Raw genomic sequence first — 21,352 nt, 5'->3', positions numbered from 1 at the left:
AGGCGCTGGCCGCGGTGGGCGGCCAGCGCTCGCGCGTGGATCAGGGGCAGGCGACGCGCCAGGCGTCGAGGTCGAGCCGCTTGATCAGCGTCGAGAGCCCGAGCGGCTTCGTGGCGGCGCAGACGGCGTTCGCCTGCGACGCGGCGACGTACTCCGCGTGGAAGACCGCTTTGCCGGCGCGGATGAACGGCGTGAGCATCTCGCACTCGCCGTACGCGTGGCACTCCTCGTTGAGCGCCCAGTCGAAGTGCCCCACGAGGTCTCTCACCTGATCGAGGTCGTTCTTCAGGCCGATGGACAGCCCGCGCGCGTGCGCCTCGGCGGCCAGGAAGCGGTTGTAGTCGAGCTGCGTCGCCGCGGTGAGCGGGAAGCCGGAGCCGTTGGTGTAGCCGTCGACGTTGTCCGGCTCCACGCCGTCGCAGCGCTTCTGCACCGCCAGGTCCAGCCGGGCCTTCATGACGTCGCGCACGCCGGCGCTGCGGGTGTCGAGCCACCGCTCGCCCGGCCACCCGTCGAGCGGGTTGCCGAGCGCCGCGGCGGGGAACTTCGACGCGTCGCTGCGCCAGTCCTCGGAGCTCCCCGCGCTGAAGTAGCAGATCACCTTCTTCCCGGCCGCGCGCAGGGCGTCGATGGTCGCCTGCGGCGCCTCGAAGAGGTCGATATCGTACATGGCGACGTTCAGGCTGGTGTCGATGGTGCCCGTGAGCTGCCATTGCCACGTCGTCCCCGGGGCGGGCACCCAGACGCCGCCGCCGGAGCCGCCGGAGCCGCCGGAGCCGCCGCTGCCACCGGAGCCGCCGGAGCCGCCGGAGCCGCCGGAGCCGCCGGAGCCGCCGGAGCCGCCGGAGCCGCCGGAGCCGCCGGAACCGCCGCTGCCGCCGGAGCCGCCGCTGCCGCCGGAGCCGCCGCTGCCGCCGGAGCCGCCGCTGCCGCCGGAGCCGCTGCCGCCGCTACCGGTCGCACCGCCGCTGCCAGTCGAGCCGCCGCCGGTCGCGCCCGTGAGGACGAGCTGGTCGAGCTGCGAGCTGTCGGCGGAGCTGGTCGTGGCATACCGGATCTTGAGCGCCCCGCCCGACACGAACCGCGCATGAGGCGCCGGCAGGCTCAGGCTCGCGCTCGTCCAGGACCAGTCGCCCGCGAACGCGTTGTCGCCGATCGGGACCCACGCGCCGGCGGCCGCGTCCCAGGCCTCGAAGGTCCAGCGCATCGCCGACTTCTTCGGACCGCGGTAGTTGACGCCCAGCGCGAGCGACGAGAGCTGCGCCGCCGACGTGCCGGCGGGGAGCGCGTACTCGCACGTCGCGCTCGTCCTCGGCGCGAACTCGACGTACTTGGTCCACACGTCCTGCTCGCCCGTGAGATCGGCCGTCGCGAGCGCGGCGGCCGTCTGCCCGGCGCCGGTGCTGCCGCGGCTCACCGTCAGCTTCGAGCACGCCATCGTGAAGGCCCCGCTGACCGCGTCGCCGCTCGCCGCCGACGCGACCTCCGCGTCGACGGCTGGATCCGCGCCGCACCCGGCGGCGGCGAGCGTGGCGGTGAAGCACACGACGGCGTGGGCGCGGCAAAGCGCGCTGCGGATCGCGAGGGCGGACGCCGGACGGCTGGAATAAGTCATGGGTTCTCTCCTGGTTCGTGGGCTCGTGAAGCTCGGCGCACGTCGGCGCAGGGCGTCTCGCGACGCTCCGGTCCCCGCGATGGCTCCCGGCGACGGCGGCTCCCGCGTCGTCTCCGTGCGCGCCGGAGCGGCACTGCAAGGCGGGGGCCAGCGCGCGGCCCGCGCCTCTCCCCGCGATCTCGCGCCCGCGCCGCGCGGCGCCGTCGCTGAGGGTTGCGCAAGCTTCGTACACGTGCGCATCCTTCGAACGGCATGGCGGAGCGAGATCCTCGTCGACAGCCGGCCCCTCCGTCCGGCGAGGCGCCGCCGCCCCTCGCGGCCGAGGTCGCGACCGAGCTCGAGGCCGCGGAGGGCGCCGCCGATCGGACGCCGCAGGGGCAGGCGTCGCTCATCGTGCGCACCGGCGACGGCGCGGCGCGGGTGATCGACCTGACCGACGGCGACGCGGTCGCGATCGGGCGCGCGCCGGAGTCGACGGTCTGCGTGGACGACCCCCGCGTCTCGCGCAACCACGCGCGCATCGCGCGGCGGGGCCACGCCCTCGAGCTCGTCGATCTCGGGAGCCGCAACGGCACGTCGGTGAACGGCGCCGCCGTGCGCGGGGGCGAGCGGCTCCTCGCCGGCGGCGACGTGGTCCGCGTCGGCCCGGCCGAGATCGTCGTCGCGATCGCCGCGCCAGCGCTGCCCTCGCGGCCCGCGCCGGCGGACGCCGCGCCGGCCGGGGTGGCGGACGCGCTGTCCGGCGCCGGCTTCGTCGTCGCGGACGAGGCGATGGTGAAGGTCTTCCAGGTGGTGCAGCGCCTCGCGCGCGCCCAGACGACGGTGCTCGTCCTCGGCGAGACGGGCTCGGGGAAAGAGGTCGTCTCCGAGCAGATCCACCGCGCGAGCCCGCGCGCCGGCGGCCCGTTCGTCCGGCTCAGCTGCGCGGCGCTGCCCGAGACGCTGCTGGAGAGCGAGCTCTTCGGCCACGAGAAGGCCGCGTTCACCGGGGCGGATCGCCGCAAGATCGGCTATTTCGAGGCCGCGCAGGGCGGCACGCTGCTGCTCGACGAGGTCGGCGAGCTGCCCCTCGCCATGCAGGCCAAGCTGCTGCGCGTCCTCGAGAGCCGGCGCGTGGCCCGCATCGGCGGCACGCAGGAGATCGAGCTCGACGTGCGCGTCGTGTGCGCCACGCACCGGGATCTCCAGGCCGAGGTGGCGGCCGGGCGGTTCCGGCAGGATCTCTACTACCGCATCAGCACGTTCGTCCTCCGCGTCCCGCCGCTCCGCGAGCGGCGCGCCGAGATCGCGCTGCTCGCGCACCGCTTCGCGCGGCAGGTCGCCGAGCGCATGGGGGAGCCGGCGCCGCGGTTCGCGCCCGCCGCGATGCGGGTGCTCGAGGCGCACGCGTGGCCCGGCAACCTGCGCGAGCTGCGCAACGCGGTCGAGCACGCCGTGGTGCTGGCCGAGGACGGCGTCATCGAGGTCGAGCACCTGCCGGCCTCCGTGGCGGGAGCCGAACCGGCGCCGGTGAGCGCGGGGCCGCCGGCGAGCGCGGGGGCCCCGGCGAGCGTGGGGGCGCCGGCGAGCGCGGGGCCGCCGGCGAGCGTGGGGCCGCCGGCGGAGGACGCGCCGATGCCGGCGCGCCTCGCCGAGCTGGAGAAGAAGAGCATCGAGGACGCGCTCGCCGCCGAGGGGAACAACCAGACGCGCGCGGCGAAGCGGCTCGGCATCTCCCGGCGCGCGCTGCTCTACAAGCTCGAGAAATACAACCTCCGGCGGTGAGTGCGGGGAACACCGTCAGCGTGCAGGCCAAATCTTGGTAGTGCTCAAATTTGCCCGAAGAGAGCTCACATGAAGGCGGAAAGACGGGAAGAACATTGATCTTTTCTTCCCGCCTCCCCATCTTCATGCTCAATTTGAGCGCTGCCCGAGTCTTCGAAGAGAAGAATTGAACCATAGAGGCGCAGGGGCACAGAGGGAGAGAGAAAGAGAAGAACCCTTTCACCTCTTCTTCTCTGCGCCCTCTGTGCCTCGGTGGCTTGTCTCTCTTTTGTTCACGGGCTTTCTACGTTGACGAGGAGAGCCTCTGGTGAATGCAAGAGGCACCGCGGGTGCATCGGGCGCTACCCGCTGCAGCAGCGGAACCCGATCGTGTGATCCGTGTCGGCTCGTTCCCGCACGTCGCGCGCGTCGCACCGGAGCTCGTCGAGCGAGCCCCCGCTGTCGAACGCCCCGCCCCGCGTCCTGCAGAGATCGCCCGGGCCGGTGTCGTCCGAGCACGCGTCTTCCCACTCGCGGACGTTGCCGCTCATGTGCTGCAGGCCGAAATAGCCGCCCTCGCACGCCATGCTGTCGTCGTCGCCGACCGGCACGGTCGCCACCCCGTCACCGTTGCAATGCTCCGTGTCGAGCTCGCCGGTCGAGTGGGCGAGCGTGCCCCGGTGGCTGCACGCCTCGAACCACTCGCCCTGCGCCGTGTCGCCGCCGTAGGGCAGCGGGCCGCCGTGGATCTCGCCGCAGAGGCGCTTTCCCAGGCTCTTGCAGTAAGCGCGGGCGTCGCACCAGTCGACGCAGGTGGCGGGGTGCCCATCGTCCTCGCTGCGCGTCTTGCACACGTCGGGCGCGCCGGGCCCGGTGTCGAACGCGAAGCTGTCGTTGAACAGGCAGAACGGCTCCTGCGCGGCGACGTCCGGCTGCGTGGCGAGGAAGGCGCGGTAGGCCGCGTTCGACACCTCGGTCTGGTCGATGCAGAACGAGCTCTCGATCGTCACCATGCCGACGGGGCACTGGCAGACCTCGGCGACGCACGAGGCCGTCGCGCAGTCGGCGTCGGCCTCGCAGGGCTGGCCGTACAGGCACGAGGCGTTCCCGGCGCCCGGCTCGCAGGTGAGGCCGTGCAGCGGGCGCACGAGCGTGCACGCGGAGGCGAGGGCGGCCGCGAGCGCGGCCGCGGCGGCGTGGGCCGGCCGGAGGCGCATCAGAAGGCCCCCTCGATGCCCGCGGCGGCGCCGGCGACGAACGGCCGCAGCGCCGGTCCGGGCGCGGCGGCGCCGGCGTTCGGCGGCCTCGCCGCGGCCGGCCGCGTCAGGTAGAGCCACGCCGCGGCGCCGAGGGCGACGACGCCCACGCCGAGGCCGACGTCGGCGATCGCGTGCTGGACGCGGATGGCGCGCACGTCGTCGCCGGGGCAGCGCGGGGCGCACGTGGCGCGCAGGTCGGCCTCGGCGCTCAGCGAGAGCGCGCCGGCGACGGCGAACACGGCGAGCCCCGCGGCGCCGAGGGCGCCGGAAGCCCACACGAGCCCGGGGACCGCGGGCTCCTCGGGCGGGGCGGACGGCGGGGCGGACGGCGCGGCTGGCGGCGCCGGCGATGCGGCCGGCAGGGCGGGTGACGCGGGCGACGCGGCCGGCAGGGCAGGTGACGCGGGCGATGCGGCAGGCGAGGCGGGTGACGCGGGCGATGCGGCCGGCGAGGCGGGCGTCGGTGTGGCAGGCGGCGCGCCGGCCGAGGAGGCGCCCAGGATCACGGTGATGGCGCGGTTCTTCTCGCCCTCGCGGATCAGCACGCGCTCCTCGACGGCGGGCCCCGACGCGGGCTCGTACCGGAAGGTGTGCGGGCCGGGATCGACCGGCAGCGCCTTGCCGTCGAGCGCCGCGGCGAGGGGGCGCCCGTCCACGAGCACGCGCACGTCGAGCCGCTCCCGCCCGTGCGCGTCCCTCGCGGCGATGACCACGGTGGGCAGGCTCTTCTCGACCTCGGCGAGCCATGGCCCGCAATCGGCCACGGCGGCCGCCGGGCAGGTGGGCTGCGAGCACGCGATGAGCGCCTCCCGCGCGGCGAGGAGCTTGCCGTCGCGGCGGAGGCCCTGCGCGCGCTCGTAGGCGGCGGCGCACGCCCGCTTGTGAGGCTGGGCGTGGGCGCGGGCGCCGGTGAGGGCGAGCGCCGCGGCGACGGCGACGGCGACGGCGACGGCGAGCGGGCGCGCGGGCCGCGCGCGGGCGGGAGAGGAGGCGTTCATCGGGTCACATGCACTCGGGCTTGAGCCGGCGTATGCCGGCCTTGTCCACGGTGTAGGGCGGAGAGCAGCGCTGGGCGTCGGCGCCGGCCGGCCGCGGCGTGGGCGCAGGGGCGCGCGCGCCCGCGGCGGTGCGCGCCGGCTTGCGGGCGGGCGCGGTCGCGGTGGCGCCCGACGCCGACGGCGTGCTCGGCGCGCTGCCCGGGCTCGACGCCGGCGGCGGGCCCGGAGCGGCGGGCGCGGCGCTCGTGATGTCCGGCGCGCCGGGCGCCGGCGGGGCCGCGGCCGGCGGCGCGCCCGACGCACCGGCGCCGGCGGGCTGCACCGCGGGCGCGTGGGCCGCGCTCGCCGCGTTTTCCGGCCCGGGCGGGCCGCGGCGCGCCCACTGTACGGCGAGCGCCGCCGCGCTGCCGAGGAGCACCGCGCCCAGCAACGCGAGGACCGGCCGCGCGCGCCTCGACGTCGCGGCGGGCGGAGCGTCGCGCGGCGCGCCGTCTCCCGGGGAGAGCGCCACGGAGAGCCCGCTGGACGTGGCGGACCCCGGCGGGGGCACCGCCGCGAGCGCGACCTCATCGAGGGCGCTGGTCGGGATCGCGGGCGCGGTCTCGGCCAGCCCGCCTGCGCGCGGGCCCGCCGACCTGCGTTCGTCGCGCCCGTCCTGGAGGTCGCGCCCGCTCTGGAGGTCGCGCCCGCGCTCGCTGCCGGGCTCGCGCCCGCTCTGCATCCCGGGCTCGCTCGACCCGCCGCGCGCTGGCGCCCCCGCGCCGGCCACCGCCGCGCTGCCGGGGGCCGCCGCCGAGGCGCCCTCGATCTCCGCGACGCGGGCCGCCCGCCGCGCGAGCGCGTCACCCGCGAGCTCTTCCACCCACTCGCCCACCGCGCGCGGCGACGCGAGCGGGACCGCGTCCTCGACGGCGATCGCGAGCTCGCGGGCGGTCGGGTAGCGGCCCTCGGCGTTCCGCTCGAGCGCCCGGAGGACGATCGCGTCGAGGGCCGGCGGCACGTGCGCCGCGAGCGAGCTCGGGGGCGGGATCGGCCGCTCGAGCACGGCCCCGAGGATCGCGGCCTCGTCGACGCCGTCGAACAGCCGCTGGCCCGCGAGCGCCTCCCAGAGGACCACGCCCGCCGCGAACACGTCGGTCCTCCGCGTCACCTCGCCGCAGAGGAGCTGCTCGGGCGATATGTAAGCTAGCTTGCCTTTGATCTGCCCGCCGCGGGTGGTGCTGAGCCGCCCGCGCGCCTTGGCGATGCCGAAGTCGAGCAGCCGCGCCGCCCCGTCGACGCCGACGAGCACGTTCTCGGGCGAGACGTCGCGGTGCACGATGCCGAGCGGCTCGCCGGACTCGCTGCGCGCCTCGTGGGCCGCGTGCAGCCCGTGGAGCGCTCCGCACGCGATGCTCGCGACGACGGGTATCGGCGCCGGCGCGCCGCGGTCGCGCGCCGCCCGGAGCAGGCGCGCCAGCGACTCGCCCCGCACGTAGTCCATGACCAGGAACGCCTCGTCCTCGGCGATGAGGAGGTCGAGCGTGGCGACCACGTTGGGGTGCTGGATGCGCGCGACGATGCGGGCCTCGTCGCGCAGGCTCTCGGCGATCTCGGGCGCCGCGGCGAGCTGGGGGTGCAGCCGCTTGACGGCCACGGTGCGCGCGAACCCCGCCTCGCCGACCAGCCGGCCGAGGTGCACGGACGCCATCCCGCCGGACGCAATCGGGCCGTAGAGCAGATACCGCCCGATTCGCCTCGGATGCGACGGCTCCGACCACATGCCGGGGCGATGATACACGAGCGCGCACGGCGCCGCCGCTCGCCAGGACGGCCTCGCCCGCCGATGCGCCCGCGAGCCCTGCGGATCCGATCTCCTGGATCGAGCGCTCTCGCCCGCGGCGCTCGCCGCGAGGGTCGAGCGGGCGGGGGAGGAGGGGGCGGTGAGCGCGCTCCGGAGCCCGCCGAGGCGGGCCCCGGAGGCGCGCAGGGAGCAGGAGCCTGCGCGCGCGAAGCGCCGTGACGAACAACACGGTTCGGCCCCGCGGACCCACGGCGCGAGGAGGCCATGGGCGCGCTCGGCGGCGCCGCGAGCAGGGCAGCTCGGATCAAAAGGGGATGGTGATGTTCTGGTGAAGCGTGAGCGTCACGACGCCGATGCCGGGGATGTACCTGGTCATGACCGGGCCCTGGCAGGCCATGTCCCAGGATGTGTCGAACCTCCAGGGGAAATACCGGATGTGGAGGACGCCTGTCGGCGAGACGTCGATATCGAGCTCGTCGGCGCGCTCGGCGTCGAACGGCCAGTGCGGATTGGCGGTGACGATGCGATCGGAGAACAGCTGATCCGCTCGAGGTGATGGCGCTGTCTGCCCGGCCGGCGCTGTCCGGGCGGCTCGCCGCGCTCGCGCGCGGGCGGGGACGTCAGCCCCGCAGGGATGTGCTCGGCTCGACGAAGCAGAGGCGGTAGCCGTCCGGGTCGGTGACGACGACCTCCCGGGTATGCCACGGCTGGTCGCGCGGACCGTCGACGGCGGCGCCGGCGGCCGCGGCGCGCGCGGCGATGGTCTCGATGCCGAGGTCGCCGGTCGCGCTGAAGCAGACGATGACGCCGAGGCCGCGCTGGCCGGCCAGCGAGACCCCCGGCGGCGTCGCCACGAGGAAGAGATCGGCATAGCGCGCCCAGCGCAGGTGAACGAACACCGGATCCTGGTGAACGCGGGTGAAGCCGAGGAGCTCGAAGAACGAGGCGGAGCGCTCCGCGTCGACCACGAGGAGCTTGACGTAGGCGGGCATCACGTAGGGATCGTCGCTGTGCATGGTGGCTGGGCGCGAAGGTGCGCCGCGCCGGGCCGGAACGCAAGCCGCGCGCCTCGGGCGGCGCAGGCGTCCGCGGGGCGCGCCTTCGGAGGCCCCGGCGGCAGATGGTCCCCCGGCCCGGGCCGGCGCGCCAGACGCGGCCGAGCATCGGTGTCGATCGAATGTATGAATGAAATTGTGTGGTCTCCGTAATGCCCCCTCGACACCGCTCGTGACGACGCGCGCGATGTCGCAAAGTGTCCGTTCGAGCCCTGGTGTGGTATCGGCGGCAGTCATGTTTTTCCGGCTTGATCAGCTCGCCAAGAACATCCTCCGGGACTTCTTCGTGCTCGTGGGCGCAGCCGAGACCGAGGTGGAGGTGCCGGCCGGGGACGCCCAGCGGATCGACGTGTGGCACGTGCCCGATCCGGCGTTATTGCGCGCGCATCCCGAGATCGAGCCGGGCCTGCTCCGCTCGATGGCGGCCGAGGCGGGGATGGTGGAGGTGTTCAGCGCCGCGCCGGGCGCGGCCGAGCTCCACGGCTGCATGCGCAAGCGCTACCAGTGGCACCACACGCTCGAGTTGCGAGCGCAGCGCGCGCTCCAGCTGCCGTCGGCGTGGATCGTGAGCGCCGGGCGCCAGGACGGGGTGCTGCGCGACTTCGGTTTCGTGCAGGACGCCTCCGGGCTGGAGGGCCTCTATGCGGGGCCGGCGCCGGGGTGGCGGATCCATGCGGTGGTGATCGCGGAGCTGCCGCGCGTGCGGGGTACGGTGCTGCTGCGCTTGCTCGGCGCGCCCCGGGTGCGCCGAGCGGCGCTGCGGGATCTCGCGGCGCTCCCCGGGGACGCGTGGGAGCGCCGGGTGGCGATGCCGTGGCTCGTTCGGTTAAGCTTCGAGATGCCGGAGCAGCTCCTTCCAGGGCTGCCCTCCGAGGAGAGGGATTTCATCATGGAAACCCGGGAATGGTTTGAACAGTTCACCGCGCGGAAGGTCGAAGCGGGGGTGGAAGCGGCGCTGAAGGAGGCGGTGAAGGAGGCGGTGAAGGAGGCGGTGAAGGAGGCGGTGAAGGAGGCGAAGAAGGAGGCGGAAAGGGAGGCGGAGCAGCGCGCGGAGGAGGCGAAGAGGGAGGCGGAGCAGCGCGCGCGGCTTCGGTTGACGGCGCCGATGTGCGAGCTCCGGCTCGGCAGGCCGCTCGCCGAGGCGGAGACCGCGGCCCTCGGGGAGCGGCTCGCCCGGCTGCAAGAGACCCGGGTGGCGGAGGTGATGCTCTCGTTCTCGGCGGAAGCGCTGGCGACCTGGCTCGCCGATCCGAACGCGACGTAGCGCAACGGCGCCGGGCGACAGATCCGCCGGACCCGATGGACGCCGGCTGACGCGGCGCGAGCTACTGGGCCGGCTGGGCCGCCTGCGCCGCCGGCTCGACGACGCAGCGGATGCCGAGGAACCCGCAGCGGTACGTCGCCTCGAAGCCGCCGGGCCGCGCCGTCCTGACGAGCGGCGGGATGCCGTCGCGCCAGCTGCCGCCGCGGGCGACGCGCATCTTGCCCCTGCCGTCGTTGGCGCTCGTCGTCCACTCGAAGACGTTGCCGGCCAGGTCCTGGATGCCCTGCGGGCTGGCGCCGGCGGGGAAGCTCCCCACGTCGCATGCGGTCTTGCGCACGGCGCCGCCGCCGGACCAGCAGAGCTGATCCTTCGGGGCCTCGCCGCCCCACGGGTACGGCCGCGCCTCCTCGCCGCCGCGGGCCGCCCACTCCCACTCGTCGTCGCGCGGCAGCCGCTTGCCCTGGGCCGCGCAGTAAGCCTTGGCTTGCGCGAAGTCGACGCAGACCATCGGCTGCTTCTCCTTCCCGGCGACGCCGTACGTCGACGCCTCCTTGGCGCAATTCGCCAACGTATCCGTGCACTTACCCGCCTTGACACACGCGGCGTAGGCCTCGGCGGTCACCTCGGTCCTGTCCATGCAGAGGTCCGCCACGGTGGCCTTCACCTTCAGCGGGCCCATCACGAAGCTGCCGCCTGGGACCCGGGCCATGCCGTCCGGACATCCGTCCGAGGGGGGCACCGCCGGGGCGGAGGCCTGCCCGCTGCCGGCCTGCGCAGCGGCCGGGTCGCCGCCGGCCTGCGCGGCGGTCGCGCTGGCGCCGGCCGGCGCCGGGGCCGCGTCGGACCCGGGCTGGGGCGACACCGGGGCCGTCGCCGCGCCGCCGGAGGCGCTCGCCGGCGCCGCCTGCGCGGCAGGCGAAGGCCCGGCGGGCGGGGGCGCGGCCGGGGAGGCGGCGCACGCGGCGGCGAGGACGCCGCTCGCGATGGCAGGGAAGAACAGCGCGGAGAGGGCGAGGGGCGTGCTGTCGGATCGCATGGTGTCTCAGGAGGCGGTCACGGTCGGCGCCGGCTCGTCGTCGAGCCATTGCTCCTGGACGACGATCGCCGGCAACAAGGTGAACGGCCCATCGTAGCCAGGGCCGAAGGTCAGGATCTGGATCACGCGCCGATCGCCGCGGCGGATCGGGAACATCACCTCGCCGCCGCGGGGGAGCTCGCTGCCGCCGCGGGGCGGATCGATCCAGAAGGCCACGCCCTCGGTCTTCCCGCCGAGCAGCGAGATGGCCGAGACGGTGAGCTCGGGGCAGCGGATGCGCAGCCACTCCCTCATCCGGTAGGCGCGGCAGCCCGCGGCCGCGGGGCCGGTGCGGGAGAGGCGGACGCGCGGCGCGGCCTTCCACTCGGCGGCCGTGGGCTGCTTCGACGGCTCGGCGGGGAACGGCTCGGCGTCGAGGGGCCGCTCCTCGCCGGCGTCGGTCGCTGCGGCCGAGCGCGCGCCGTCCTGCTGCGCGCTCGCCGTGGCGGCGGCCGAGCGCGCGCCGTCCTGCTGCGCGCTCGCCGTGGCGGCGGCCGAGCGCGCGCCGTCCTGCTGCGCGCCGGAGGTGCCGGCTGCCGCGGCCAGGACGCCGGCCATGCCGGCGGCCGTCCAGGCGATCCACGCGAAGCGCAGCCTCATAACGTCTCCAGGAACGCCACGAGCGCCGCCCGATCCTCGGGCGACAGGTGGCTCGTCTTGCCCATCCAGTCGGCGTTCTGCTCGATCAGCTCCGCCAGCGTGCCGGCCCGCCCGTCGTGCAGGTAGGGCGGCCGCCCGCCCACGAAGCGCAGCGACGGCGTCTTGTACTCGGGGCGCGGATCCTCGTCGTAGCCCCGCAGCGGCGGCCGCTTCGGCATCGGGTACGCCATGCGATCGGTGTAATCGCTCGCGGGCACGTGGCAGCGCGAGCACTTCGCCTCGTCGCTGTGGAAGATCTCCCGGCCGCGCTTCACCCGCTCGTCGGGCGCCCCCTCGCCGCGCGGCGGCGTCACCAGGCTCCGGCGGAGGAACATCGCGAGGTACGTGGCCCTGGCCGCGAGGCCGGCCGGCGTGTGGTCGATCGGCAGCCCGCCCCAGCGGTGCAGCCCCATGCCCGTCTGGAGCCTGCCGACCAGATCCTCGCTCTCGCCGTGCCAGCCGTACGGCCCGGCCGCGCCGACGTTGCCGGCGAGCATCGGGGTGCGCCGCGGAAACCCCTTCCTCTTGGCGACCTCCGGGATGTTCTCCGGCCGGCCGACGAAGTTCGCGTGCTCGCCGTCGGCCGTGCTGAAGGTCGCCTCGCGCCAGACGTACCCGTCGTCGCGCCCGTCGGGGTGGCACCCCGCGCAGCCGAGATTGCCGCTCACCGTGCCGTCGAGCGCGTTGTAGAAGAGCCGGCGCCCCTTCGCGACCTCGGGGCCGAGCGGATCGTCGGCGAGGTGCACGAGCGCCGCCGGCCCCTCCGCCGCGGGCGCCGCGCCGGGCGCTCCCGTCGCGCCCGCGCCCGCCGGCGCCGCGATCGAGCCCGCCGCCGGATCGTGCAGCCGGAGCGCCGCCACGTCGCCGGTCGAGCGGCAGAACACCCACGCCGTCGCCTCGTCCGCGGACAGCGCGAGGCCGGTCGGCGCGCCGCACGTGCCGGCCACGCGGATGTGCGGGTCGTAGCGGCCGCCGACCGGGTAGCTCTTCACGATCGCGAGCGTCGGATCCACGGCGGTCGCGTCCACCTCGAGCACGAGGTCGTCGCCCTCGCCCGCGACGAGCAGCGTGCGCGCGCGCTCGCGGTAGACCGCGGCGCGCGGCTGGGTGACGGGCGTGACGCTCGCGCCCGGCAGGGTGATGACGCTCTCCGGCGTGATCACCTGCTCGGCGAACGCCGACCGGAGCACCGGCAGGTTGCCGTGGTGCGGCGGGGCGAGCGGCTCGTCCCGGCCGGTGATCAGCACGTCCACGGTCGCCGCGCCGAACCACGCGGCGTGGCCCATGGCGCCGAGCGCGTGCCGCGCCGCGAACAGCCGCCGCCCGTCCTCGGAGAGCGCCAGCGCATAGCCGAGCGACGCCGCGAGCCGCTCGCCCGACGGGGCGCGCAGCGGCGACGCGGGCAACGCGACGCGCCGGACCCTCGGCGCCCCGCCGAGGTCGTCGATCCGCGTGAGATCCGCGCCGACGAGGTGGCTCACGTACGCGGCGCTGCCGTCGGGCAGCACGGCGACGCCCCGCGGCTCGCGCGCCACGTCGACCGTCCACCTCGCCTTTCCGGCCTCGAGGTCCACGGCCGAGACCTTGTGCGTCCACGCCGACGTCACGATCGCGGTCTTCTCGTCCGGCGTCACCGCGATGCCCCACGCGTCGGCCGGCAGCGGGACGCGGCCGACCTCGACGAGAGCGGCCGACGCGTCCGGCCGGAAGATGAGCAGGAGCCCCGGGTCGCGGACCGTGGCGAGCACGCGCGCCTCGTGCCCGCCGCGCCCGCCGAGCGCGAGCACCTGCGCGGGCCGCCCCGGCGCGGGCACGCCTGCGCCGGGGCGCGCGGGATCGAGCGGCAGCGGCACGACGCGAACGACGCCGTGATCCTCGTCGGCCACGTAGAGCGCGTCCTCGCGCGCCGCGCGGGCGAGGGCGCCCCCCTCGCGGACCGGCGCGCGCGCGGGCGCGGCGCCGGGCGGTGCCGGGGGATCGGCCGGCGCGCCCGCGCTGCCGACCGGGGCGCCCGCGCTGCCGGCCGGGGCAGCGCCCGCGTCCGCGCCAGGGGAGGGGCCGCGGGAACAGGCGCTCGCTGCGAGCGCGAGGAGTGCGGCGAGAGAGCGTGTCGCGGGGCGGCGCAAAGGGATCGCCGGATCTTCGCCCGCCCTCGCGTCCCGGGTCAACGGCGCGGCGGCGGGCCGCAGCACGCCGGCGGCGGGCCGATGCGCGGCATCGAGCGCGCGCCGCTTCCCCAGGGCGCAGGGCGCCGGGGAGCCCCGTCCCCGGCCCAGACGAGCGACGTGCAGCGCTCGAGCGCCGCGACCGACGAGCTCCACGCGGCGTTTGATCCGTGAGCTCGAGCGAGCTATCGCCGCCTGGGTATGGAATCAGCATCTCTGTCGGAACATGGCGGCTCGGACGGCGCCGACGCACCTCGGTCGATGGATGTGAACGGCGCCCGCCTCGCCTATGCAGAGCAGGGGCAGGGCGCTCCGGTGGTGTTTTTGCACGGGGCGGCCTCGGATCATCGGATGTGGGACCGTCACCGCGCCATCGTGGGCCAGCGGTACCGGGCCATCGCTTACAGCCAGCGCTATTTCGGGACCGGCGCGTGGGACACGAGCTGGCCCCCGTTCGGCGTGCAGACGCACGCGGACGATCTGGCCGCGTTCCTCCGCGGCCTCGACGCGGGGCCCGTCCATCTGGTCGCGTGGTCCTATGCCGGTCACGTGGCCTTGACCGCGGCGCTGAGCCACCCCGAGCTGCTGAGGAGCGCTTTCATCTACGAGCCCGGGGTCCCCTCGTACGTCACCGATCCCGCCGAGCTGCGCGCGCTGGGGGACGACCTGAACGCCATGTTCGGCCCCGTCTTCGGGGCGGTCCAGCGCGGCGACAGCCGAGAGGCCTTGAGGCTCCTGCTCGACGGGTCGGGCCAGCGCCAGGGATACTTCGACGCTCAACCCGCGGAGCGACAGGCCGTCAACCTGGACAATGCGCGGACCATGCCGCTCCTCCTCTCGCAGCCTCAGCCGCCAGCCATCACCCGCGAACAGCTGGCGAGCCTGAAGGTGCCGGTGACCGTCGCTCATGGCGAGCTGTCGCGGCCAGCGTTCAGCGTGGTCTCCCGCGCGGCGGCCCGCTGCATCCCCGGGCAGCACCTGGTGGCCCGCGGGGCCACCCACATGTGGCCCGAGGAGGACGCGCCGGCGTTCTGCGCCGCGGTCATGGACCTCCTCCGGGATCGCTGATCGGCGCCGGCTCGGCTCCGACGTCGCTTGCGGCGCGCCCTCGCGTCAGGCGACCATGCCCGCTCCATCCCTGACCCGCCCGGGAGGTCCTCGATCCATGAGCGAACGGCTGAACCTGATGTCCCCCGCGATGCTCGCCGACCCGTACCCCACGTACGCCCGGCTGCGGCGCGAGGCCCCCGTGTGTCAGGTCGACCCGGGCGGCTTCTGGGCGGTGACCCGTCACGACGACGTCATCGCCGTCCTCAAGGACCCCGCGCTGTTCTCGTCGGAGGGGTTCCGCGCCGCCACAAAGCCCGCGTGGCTCGGGCACAACCCGTTCGGCGACTCCATGCTCGTCCTGGATCCGCCGGCGCACGGCCGCCTGCGGTCGCTCGTGAACCGCGCCTTCACGCCGGCGGCCATGACCCGCCTGGAGGCGCGCGTGCGCGCGTTCGCAGAGGACATCGCGGCGCGCTTGCCGCTCGGCCAGCCGGTCGACTGGGTGGAGTCGCTCGCCATGCCGCTCCCCGCGAGCGTCATCGGCGAGCTCCTCGGCCTCGATCCCTCCCTCCACGCGCGCTTCAAGCGCTGGACCGACGACCTCACCAGCATCAGCCCGGTCACGCCGGACATGACCGCGCGCATGGAAGAGATCCGCACCACCGTGCGCGAGGCGGAGCAGTACCTGACCGAGGTGCTGGCCAGCCGCGGCCGCGCGCCCGCCGACGACATGGTGACGGACCTCCTCCGCGCTCAGGTCGACGGCCAGTCGCTCACCGACGCCGAGCTGATGAGCTTCCTCTTCCTGCTCCTCGTCGGCGGCCTGGAGACCACGGTGCACCTCCTGAGCCACAGCGCGCTGCAGCTCATCGCGCACCCGGAGGTGCTCGATCGCCTGCGCGCGGATCCGGCGCTGATCCCGAGGTTCATCGACGAGGTCCTGCGGTACGAGCCGCCGGTGCGATCGGTGTACCGGCTCGCCATGGCCGACGCCGAGATCGGCGGCGTGCGCCTCCCGAAGGGCGCCAAGGTGCTCGTGATGATCGGAGCCGCCAGCCGGGACGAGGCGCACTTCCCGGACGCGCACCGGTTCGACATCGACCGGGGTGGGGTCACGCACCTGCCGTTCGGGCACGGCATCCACTTCTGCCTGGGCGCGCCGCTCGCGCGGCTCGAGGCCCGCCTCCTGTTCACGGCGCTCTTGCCGCGCGTCCGCCGCCTCTCCCCGGCCGGGCCGCCGGAGTGGCGGCGCGCCCTCTCCATGCGCGGGGTGACGTCGCTGCCGCTCGTGGCGCACCCGGCCTGAGCGCGCCGGGCGCGCTCACCAGCGGGTCCAGCGCGAGATCCGCTTCACCCGCGTGTAGGCGCTGCCGTCGTCCGAGAGCCCGAACGACGTCGCGCTCAGGGTCCTCACGTGCGGCCCCCAGCCCTCGTCCTCGATCGGCGCGTCGTCGTCCGCGCCGAGGTTGTAGACGAAGCAGTGCCCGTAGTGCTGCGTGACCCCCACGTAGGAGCTCGCGCAGTTGCCGTCGCCCTTGGTGTCAGCGTCGAAGTCCGGCGACGACCACCCGGTGGCGAACTGCCACGTGAAGAGCTCCTCCTCCCCGGAGACGCGGATCGGCGTGAGAAAGTGCATGTCCGCCGTATCGATGCCCTCGGCCGTGGCGCGCATGACCTCGGCGACCGTCCCGGCGATGTCCTCGATCTCGTCGCGGTATTCACGGCCAACGACGTACAGGGAAGGCTGGTAATGGTTGCCGGTGATCGACGGCTCACCCTTGGCGCTGAGCCGGTCGGCATACAGGATCTTCCAGAACGCGAGCGTGGCGCCGTCCGCCGCGCCGACGCTGTTGTAAACGAGCGCCCACCGATCGCCCTCAGCCGCCTCACCGCAGTAGGCCTCAAACTGCTCCTGCGGGCCGGTGTCGTCGGGGTCGAGCGTGTAGACGCCGCCCGGCGCGCTGGCCGGGACGGCGCCGCACCGCGCGTAGACGCACCCTTCGCTCACCTCGTCCTCGCACCCCACGGGGGCTCCGCCGCCTCCGCCGGCGCTCTCCCCGCCCGCGCCACCGCCGTCCATCAGGTGAAACGGCTTGTCGAGCCCGGCCACGGCCGTGCACCCGCAGGCCATGAGGCACGCCGCCGCCCACACCCATGTAGCGGACCCGCTCGTCATCTCCCTTCCTCTCCTACCGCATCATGCCGTCACGCCCTGCAGGCGGTGCGCCGCGTGGCGCGGACGCTACCGTCTCACCTGCGGCCTTGCAAGCAGCGCACGTGGATCCGCCGGCCGCCCGAGGGGGCGAGCGAGCCCGGTGCGGGGGAGACGCCCGCGAAGGCCGCCGGCGCCCGCGCCGCGGCGGCCTGCTCGGCCGGCCGGCCCCGGCGCGGCGCCGGGCGGACGCCGCGTGTCCCGCGTCGCTCGGGACGCGGCCATGACCTCTGCAAAGGATCTCGGAAGAGACGAAGACAAACCGCCAAGGCGCCAAGAGCGCCAGAGACGCGAAGACTGCAAATCGACCCTCGACCGCCGGCCCAGCGAGGGTGGTCCGTCCCGGCGCCGGCTCGCTGCCGCCCGGCAATCGACATGCACGACTCGAATGCAGAAAAAATATCCCACAGAAACTTGAATGAAACACGCACCCATGCATCGTCCTTAGCGCATCATGGGGTCATTCCCAGCAAAGGACGATGGAATGAAGAGACGAGAACCTTCGCGTGAGGCACCGAGCGAGGCGCCCCTCCGCCGCCGGCGCTTCCTCGGCGGCGCCCTCGGGCTCGGGGGAGCGGCGCTCCTCCCCGCCTGCGGCTCGCGCTCGGACGAGCCGGGGCCGCCGGCCGCGAACGCCGCGCCGCTCGTCGCGACCGCCGACAAGCCGGAGGTGTCCGATCTGCGCTTCGGCATCATCGCGCTGACCGACTGCTCGCCGCTCGTGATCGCCCACGAGAAGGGGTTCTTCAAGAGGTACGGCATCAACGCGACCATCGTGAAGAGCGCGAGCTGGGCGGCGATCCGCGACGCGCTGTCGAACGGGGACCTCCAGGCGACGCACATGCTCTTCGGCATGCCGCTCGCCTCGACGATGGGGCTCCTCGGGTCGCCGAAGAAGCCCATGATCATCCCGTGGCTGCTCAACCGCAACGGCCAGGCGATCACCATGAAGAGCGATCTCAGGGGCAAGGTGGCCGGGGATCCCAAGGCGCTCCGGCCGTTCGTCGATGAGGCGAAGGCGAAGGGCGCGCCCATGACCTTCGCCATGACGTTCCCGCCGGGGACGCACGCCATGTGGACCCGTTATTTCCTCGGCGCGGGCGGCGTCCACCCGGACAAGGACGTCGCGCTCGTGACCATCCCGCCCGCGCAGATGGTCGCCAACATGAAGGTGGGGAAGATGGACGGGTTCTGCGTCGGCGAGCCGTGGGGCGCCAGGGCCATCGCCGATCAGATCGGATACACCGCCGTCACCACGCAGGAGCTCTGGAAGGACCACCCCGAGAAGGTGTGCGCGTTCACCGCGGAGTTCGCCGACAAGAACCCGAAGACGGTGAAGGCGGTGCTCAAGGCCCTCCACGAGGCGAGCGTCTGGCTCGACAAGCTCGACAACCGCCCGGAGCAGGCGGACATCGTGTCGAGGCCCACGTACATCAACTGTCCTCCGGAGCTCATCCTCGGCCGGCTGAAGGGGCAGTACGACTACGGCGACGGCCGCAGGAAGGATGACAAGGATTACATGATCTTCAGTGACCGGAGCTGCAACTACCCGCAGCCGAAGTACGCGCTCTGGTGGCTCAGCCAGTTCCGGCGCTGGGGCATGGTGGAGGGGAAGCCGGACTACGAGGGCGTCGTCAAGCAGGTCATGCGCCCCGACCTCTACGAGGAGGCGATGAAGGAGCTCGGGGTCGCGCACGGCGGCCCGGACGACCAGCCCGAGACGCTGTTCGACGGCGTGACGTTCGATCCCAAGGACCCCGAGAAGTATGCGACGTCGTTCCCGGTCAACGCCCTGAAGGGGTGAGCCCCAACATCGCCGGGAGCCGACGGGAAGCGCGGCGGCGGCGGAGGAGTCCTGCATGAGCGAGGCGAAGGCGATCTCTCCCAAGATTCGAGTCGACCACATGATCCTGCCCCTCTTCGGGGTGGCGTGCGTGATCGGGCTATGGGCCGCCGCGAGCAGCCTGTGGGCCCAGACGCTGCCCTCTCCGCTCAAGACGTGGGAGGTGAGCAGGCCTTACATCTTCGAGCCGTTCGAGAAGCGGGGAGAGCTCGACCAGGGCATCCTCCGCTTCACGTGGTACTCGCTCCAGCGGGTCGCGAAGGGATACACGCTGGCGATCCTGCTCGGGACGCCGATCGGCTTCTTCCTCGGCGCCTCGAGGCTGTTCAAGTCGAGCTTCGATCCGATCATCCAGATCCTCCGCCCCGTCTCCCCGCTCGCGTGGCTCCCGCTCGGCCTCGTGCTCTTCCAGAAGCCGGACCCTGCCGGCGTCTTCACCATCGCGATGTGCTCGATGTGGCCGACGGTCCTGAACACCGCGCTCGGGGTGCGGTCGATCCCGCAGGACTATATCAACGTCGCCCGGGTGCTCCGGCTCTCCCGCATGAAGACGCTGCTCAAGGTGCAGCTGCCCGCCGCGCTGCCGTACATGTTCACCGGCTTCAGGCTCAGCCTCGGCATCGCCTGGCTGGTGATCGTGGCCGTGGAGATGCTGACGGGCTCGCCCGGCGTCGGCGGCTTCCTCTGGCAGGAGTACAACAGTCTCATCTACGAGCACATCATCCTGTGCATCATCACCATCGGGGTCGTGGGCTTCCTCCTCGACGCGCTGATGAGCCTCGTCGAGCGCAGGCTCAAGCTGGCGGGAGGGTGACGGCGATGGCGCTCGTCAAGCTGCGCAACGTCGACAAGAGCTATGGCGCCGGGGCCGCCCGCACCGAGGTGCTCCGGGACATCAACCTGGAGATCGAAAAGGGCGAGCTCGTCGCCGTCGTCGGCTACTCGGGGGCCGGGAAGACGACCCTCATGTCGCTCATCGCCGGGCTGGAGCGGCCGGACGCCGGCGTGGTGACGCTGAGCGGGAGGCCGATCGAGGGGCCGGGGCCCGACCGCGGCGTCATCTTCCAGAACTACTCCCTCTTGCCCTGGCTCACGGTCTACGAGAACGTCTATCTCGCCGTGGACCAGATCTTCTCGGCCTGGCCCGCGGAGAAGAAGCGCGAGCACGCCGAGCGCTACATCGCCATGGTGAAGCTCACCCCGGCCCGCGACAAGAGGCCGGCGCAGCTCTCCGGCGGCATGCGCCAGCGCGTCTCGGTGGCGCGGGCGCTCGCCATGGATCCGGAGATCCTCCTGATGGACGAGCCGCTCGGCGCGCTCGACGCGCTCACGCGCGCCACGCTGCAGGACGAGATCGCGCGGATCTGGCGGGCCACCCAGAAGACCGTGCTCCTCATCACCAACGACGTGGACGAGGGCATCCTCCTCGCCGACCGCATCGTCCCGCTCAGCAAGGGCCCGGGCGCGACGCTGGGCCCCAGCGTGATCGTCGATCTCGAGCGCCCGCGGGATCGCAAGGCCCTCAACCACGATCCGCGCTTCAAGGAGATCCGGGGCGCGGTGATCAATTACCTGCTCGGCCCGGGCGCCGGGCCGAGCGCGGGCAAGGGCGTGTCCGGCGCAGCGCGGAGCGCGGAGGCGGTCGCATGAAGAAGTATCTCGAGATCTGGAACGTCACCAAGACCTTTCCCACCCCGAACGGCCCTGCGGTCGTCGTCCGCAACTTCGACCTGAACCTGAGGAAGGGCGAGTTTCTGTCCCTCATCGGCCACTCCGGCTGCGGCAAGTCCACGGTGCTGTCGATGGTCGCGGGCCTCAGCGAGATCACGAGCGGCGGCATCGTCCTCGCGGGCCGGCAGATCCACGGGCCCGGCCCGGACCGCGGGGTCGTGTTCCAGTCGCCGTGCCTGCTCCACTGGATGACCGCGCTCGAGAACGTCCTGCTCGGGGTGGAGCAGGTCCACCGGCAGAAGAGCAAGAAGGACTGCCTCGAGATCGCGACGCACTACCTGGAGCTCGTCGGGCTCGAGGAGTCGATGCACAAGAAGCCGCGCGAGCTGTCCTCCGGGATGCAGCAGCGGGTCGGGCTGGCGCGCGCCTTCGCCCTGTCGCCCAAGATGCTCTTGCTCGACGAGCCTTTTGGCATGCTCGACTCGCTGACCCGGCTCGAGCTCCAGGAGGTGCTCATGAACCTGTGGGCCGAGGACCAGAAGACCGCGCTGATGGTCACCCACGACGTGGATGAGGCCCTATTCCTGTCGGACCGCATCGCGATGATGACGAACGGCCCGGGGGCGCGGGTGGGCGAGATCCTGGAGGTGCCGTTCCCGCACCCCCGGGACCGTCAGGCGGTGCTCGACGATCCCATGTACTATCCTCTCCGAGAGCGGCTGATCGCGTTCCTGGAGGGGCAGGCGCACAAGGACGAGCCCGCCGCGGACAGCGCGCAAGCGCCTGCCCGGGAGGCCGCCGTGAAGACGGGACGGTTCTGGACCGCGCTCTGGAAGGGGAGCAGGTCGTCGGCGTAGCCCCGCAACGTCGGTGGCTCCCTGCCATCGAGCGCGAGGCAACCCACGGCGCATGGCGCGCCGCGCCAGAGACGCCGCGGCGCGCCGGTGCCGCCGCCGCGCTCGGCACCGGGCGCGACTGCC

Annotated in this window: 18 protein-coding genes; 9 read left to right on the top strand and 9 right to left on the bottom strand. The window is 73.8% G+C overall.

What is annotated here, in order from left to right:
- Positions 1-40: 40 nt before the first annotated feature.
- Positions 41-1,615 (bottom strand): endo alpha-1,4 polygalactosaminidase, encoded by a 1,575-nt coding sequence (locus NQZ70_RS25180; protein ID WP_237245592.1) that lies wholly within the window; start codon positions 1,613-1,615, stop codon positions 41-43.
- A gap of 252 nt (positions 1,616-1,867) precedes the next feature.
- On the opposite strand from NQZ70_RS25180, the gene NQZ70_RS25175 reads away from it, so the two are divergent.
- Positions 1,868-3,379: a sigma 54-interacting transcriptional regulator gene (locus tag NQZ70_RS25175; RefSeq protein WP_129576464.1), complete on the top strand. Its 1,512-nt coding sequence runs from the start codon at positions 1,868-1,870 to the stop codon at positions 3,377-3,379.
- 341 nt (positions 3,380-3,720) lie between these two features.
- On the opposite strand, the gene NQZ70_RS25170 is transcribed toward NQZ70_RS25175, so the two are convergent.
- From NQZ70_RS25170 to NQZ70_RS25160, 3 genes are read right to left on the bottom strand one after another with little or no spacing between them, the layout of a single operon-like run.
- Positions 3,721-4,575 carry an SUMF1/EgtB/PvdO family nonheme iron enzyme gene (locus tag NQZ70_RS25170; RefSeq protein WP_129576463.1) on the bottom strand — a complete coding sequence of 285 codons (855 nt, stop codon included), beginning with the start codon at positions 4,573-4,575 and terminating at the stop codon, positions 3,721-3,723.
- Positions 4,575-5,615: a hypothetical protein gene (locus tag NQZ70_RS25165; protein ID WP_165374144.1), complete on the bottom strand. Its 1,041-nt coding sequence runs from the start codon at positions 5,613-5,615 to the stop codon at positions 4,575-4,577. Before NQZ70_RS25165 ends, NQZ70_RS25170 begins: the two co-directional genes overlap by 1 nt.
- Before the next feature lie 4 nt (positions 5,616-5,619).
- Positions 5,620-7,377 (bottom strand): serine/threonine-protein kinase, encoded by a 1,758-nt coding sequence (locus tag NQZ70_RS25160; protein ID WP_129576461.1) that lies wholly within the window; start codon positions 7,375-7,377, stop codon positions 5,620-5,622.
- A gap of 356 nt (positions 7,378-7,733) precedes the next feature.
- On the opposite strand from NQZ70_RS25160, the gene NQZ70_RS25155 reads away from it, so the two are divergent.
- Positions 7,734-7,940, top strand: coding sequence for a hypothetical protein (locus tag NQZ70_RS25155; RefSeq protein WP_129576460.1), 207 nt, complete (start codon positions 7,734-7,736; stop codon positions 7,938-7,940).
- A gap of 78 nt (positions 7,941-8,018) precedes the next feature.
- Here the strand turns inward: NQZ70_RS25155 and NQZ70_RS25150 are convergent, their stop codons facing one another.
- Entirely contained in the window at positions 8,019-8,414 is a 396-nt protein-coding gene (locus tag NQZ70_RS25150; protein ID WP_129576459.1) for a VOC family protein, read from the bottom strand.
- A 274-nt stretch (positions 8,415-8,688) separates the two neighbouring features.
- Here NQZ70_RS25150 and NQZ70_RS25145 point away from each other — a divergent pair, with 274 nt between their 5' ends.
- A complete protein-coding gene (locus NQZ70_RS25145) occupies positions 8,689-9,717 on the top strand; it encodes a hypothetical protein (protein ID WP_129576458.1) in 1,029 nt (342 codons plus the stop codon).
- A gap of 61 nt (positions 9,718-9,778) precedes the next feature.
- On the opposite strand, the gene NQZ70_RS25140 is transcribed toward NQZ70_RS25145, so the two are convergent.
- The 3 genes from NQZ70_RS25140 to NQZ70_RS25130 are packed head-to-tail and all read right to left on the bottom strand — an operon-like array spanning position 9,779 to position 13,557.
- A complete protein-coding gene (locus NQZ70_RS25140) occupies positions 9,779-10,753 on the bottom strand; it encodes an SUMF1/EgtB/PvdO family nonheme iron enzyme (protein ID WP_129576457.1) in 975 nt (324 codons plus the stop codon).
- Between the two features lie 6 nt (positions 10,754-10,759).
- Positions 10,760-11,392, bottom strand: a complete 633-nt coding sequence (locus NQZ70_RS25135; protein WP_129576456.1) for a hypothetical protein — start codon at positions 11,390-11,392, stop codon at positions 10,760-10,762.
- Positions 11,389-13,557 (bottom strand): hypothetical protein, encoded by a 2,169-nt coding sequence (locus NQZ70_RS25130; RefSeq protein WP_237245590.1) that lies wholly within the window; start codon positions 13,555-13,557, stop codon positions 11,389-11,391. Before NQZ70_RS25130 ends, NQZ70_RS25135 begins: the two co-directional genes overlap by 4 nt.
- Positions 13,558-13,797: 240 nt before the next feature.
- Between NQZ70_RS25130 and NQZ70_RS25125 the strand changes: the two genes are divergently transcribed.
- Both NQZ70_RS25125 and NQZ70_RS25120 read left to right on the top strand, forming a co-directional pair.
- Positions 13,798-14,664: an alpha/beta hydrolase gene (locus NQZ70_RS25125; RefSeq protein WP_324293055.1), complete on the top strand. Its 867-nt coding sequence runs from the start codon at positions 13,798-13,800 to the stop codon at positions 14,662-14,664.
- Between the two features lie 97 nt (positions 14,665-14,761).
- Positions 14,762-15,952: a cytochrome P450 gene (locus NQZ70_RS25120; protein ID WP_129576455.1), complete on the top strand. Its 1,191-nt coding sequence runs from the start codon at positions 14,762-14,764 to the stop codon at positions 15,950-15,952.
- A 15-nt stretch (positions 15,953-15,967) separates the two neighbouring features.
- Here NQZ70_RS25120 and NQZ70_RS25115 read toward each other — a convergent pair whose 3' ends face one another.
- Positions 15,968-16,822 (bottom strand): hypothetical protein, encoded by an 855-nt coding sequence (locus NQZ70_RS25115; protein WP_237245589.1) that lies wholly within the window; start codon positions 16,820-16,822, stop codon positions 15,968-15,970.
- Positions 16,823-17,342: 520 nt separating this feature from the next.
- Here NQZ70_RS25115 and NQZ70_RS25110 point away from each other — a divergent pair.
- Genes NQZ70_RS25110 through NQZ70_RS25095 form a run of 4 tightly spaced genes read left to right on the top strand, consistent with a single transcriptional unit; the run spans position 17,343 to position 21,229 of the window.
- On the top strand, positions 17,343-18,662 hold the full coding sequence (locus NQZ70_RS25110) for a CmpA/NrtA family ABC transporter substrate-binding protein (protein WP_129576454.1): 1,320 nt from the start codon (positions 17,343-17,345) through the stop codon (positions 18,660-18,662).
- 55 nt (positions 18,663-18,717) lie between these two features.
- Entirely contained in the window at positions 18,718-19,515 is a 798-nt protein-coding gene (ntrB, locus tag NQZ70_RS25105) for a nitrate ABC transporter permease (protein WP_129576453.1), read from the top strand.
- A 5-nt stretch (positions 19,516-19,520) separates the two neighbouring features.
- Positions 19,521-20,351: an ABC transporter ATP-binding protein gene (locus NQZ70_RS25100; RefSeq protein WP_129576452.1), complete on the top strand. Its 831-nt coding sequence runs from the start codon at positions 19,521-19,523 to the stop codon at positions 20,349-20,351.
- Complete coding sequence (locus NQZ70_RS25095; RefSeq protein ID WP_129576451.1) at positions 20,348-21,229, top strand: ABC transporter ATP-binding protein; 882 nt, start codon at positions 20,348-20,350, stop codon at positions 21,227-21,229. Before NQZ70_RS25100 ends, NQZ70_RS25095 begins: the two co-directional genes overlap by 4 nt.
- Positions 21,230-21,352: the final 123 nt, after the last annotated feature.

It is taken from the genome of Sorangium sp. So ce836 (genome assembly GCF_028553905.1).
In the GTDB taxonomy this organism is placed as follows: Bacteria; Myxococcota_A; Polyangia; order Polyangiales; family Polyangiaceae; genus Sorangium; species Sorangium cellulosum_D.
Note: the sequence above shows the minus strand (reverse complement) of the source record. Positions and strands in the feature narration are given on the sequence as shown.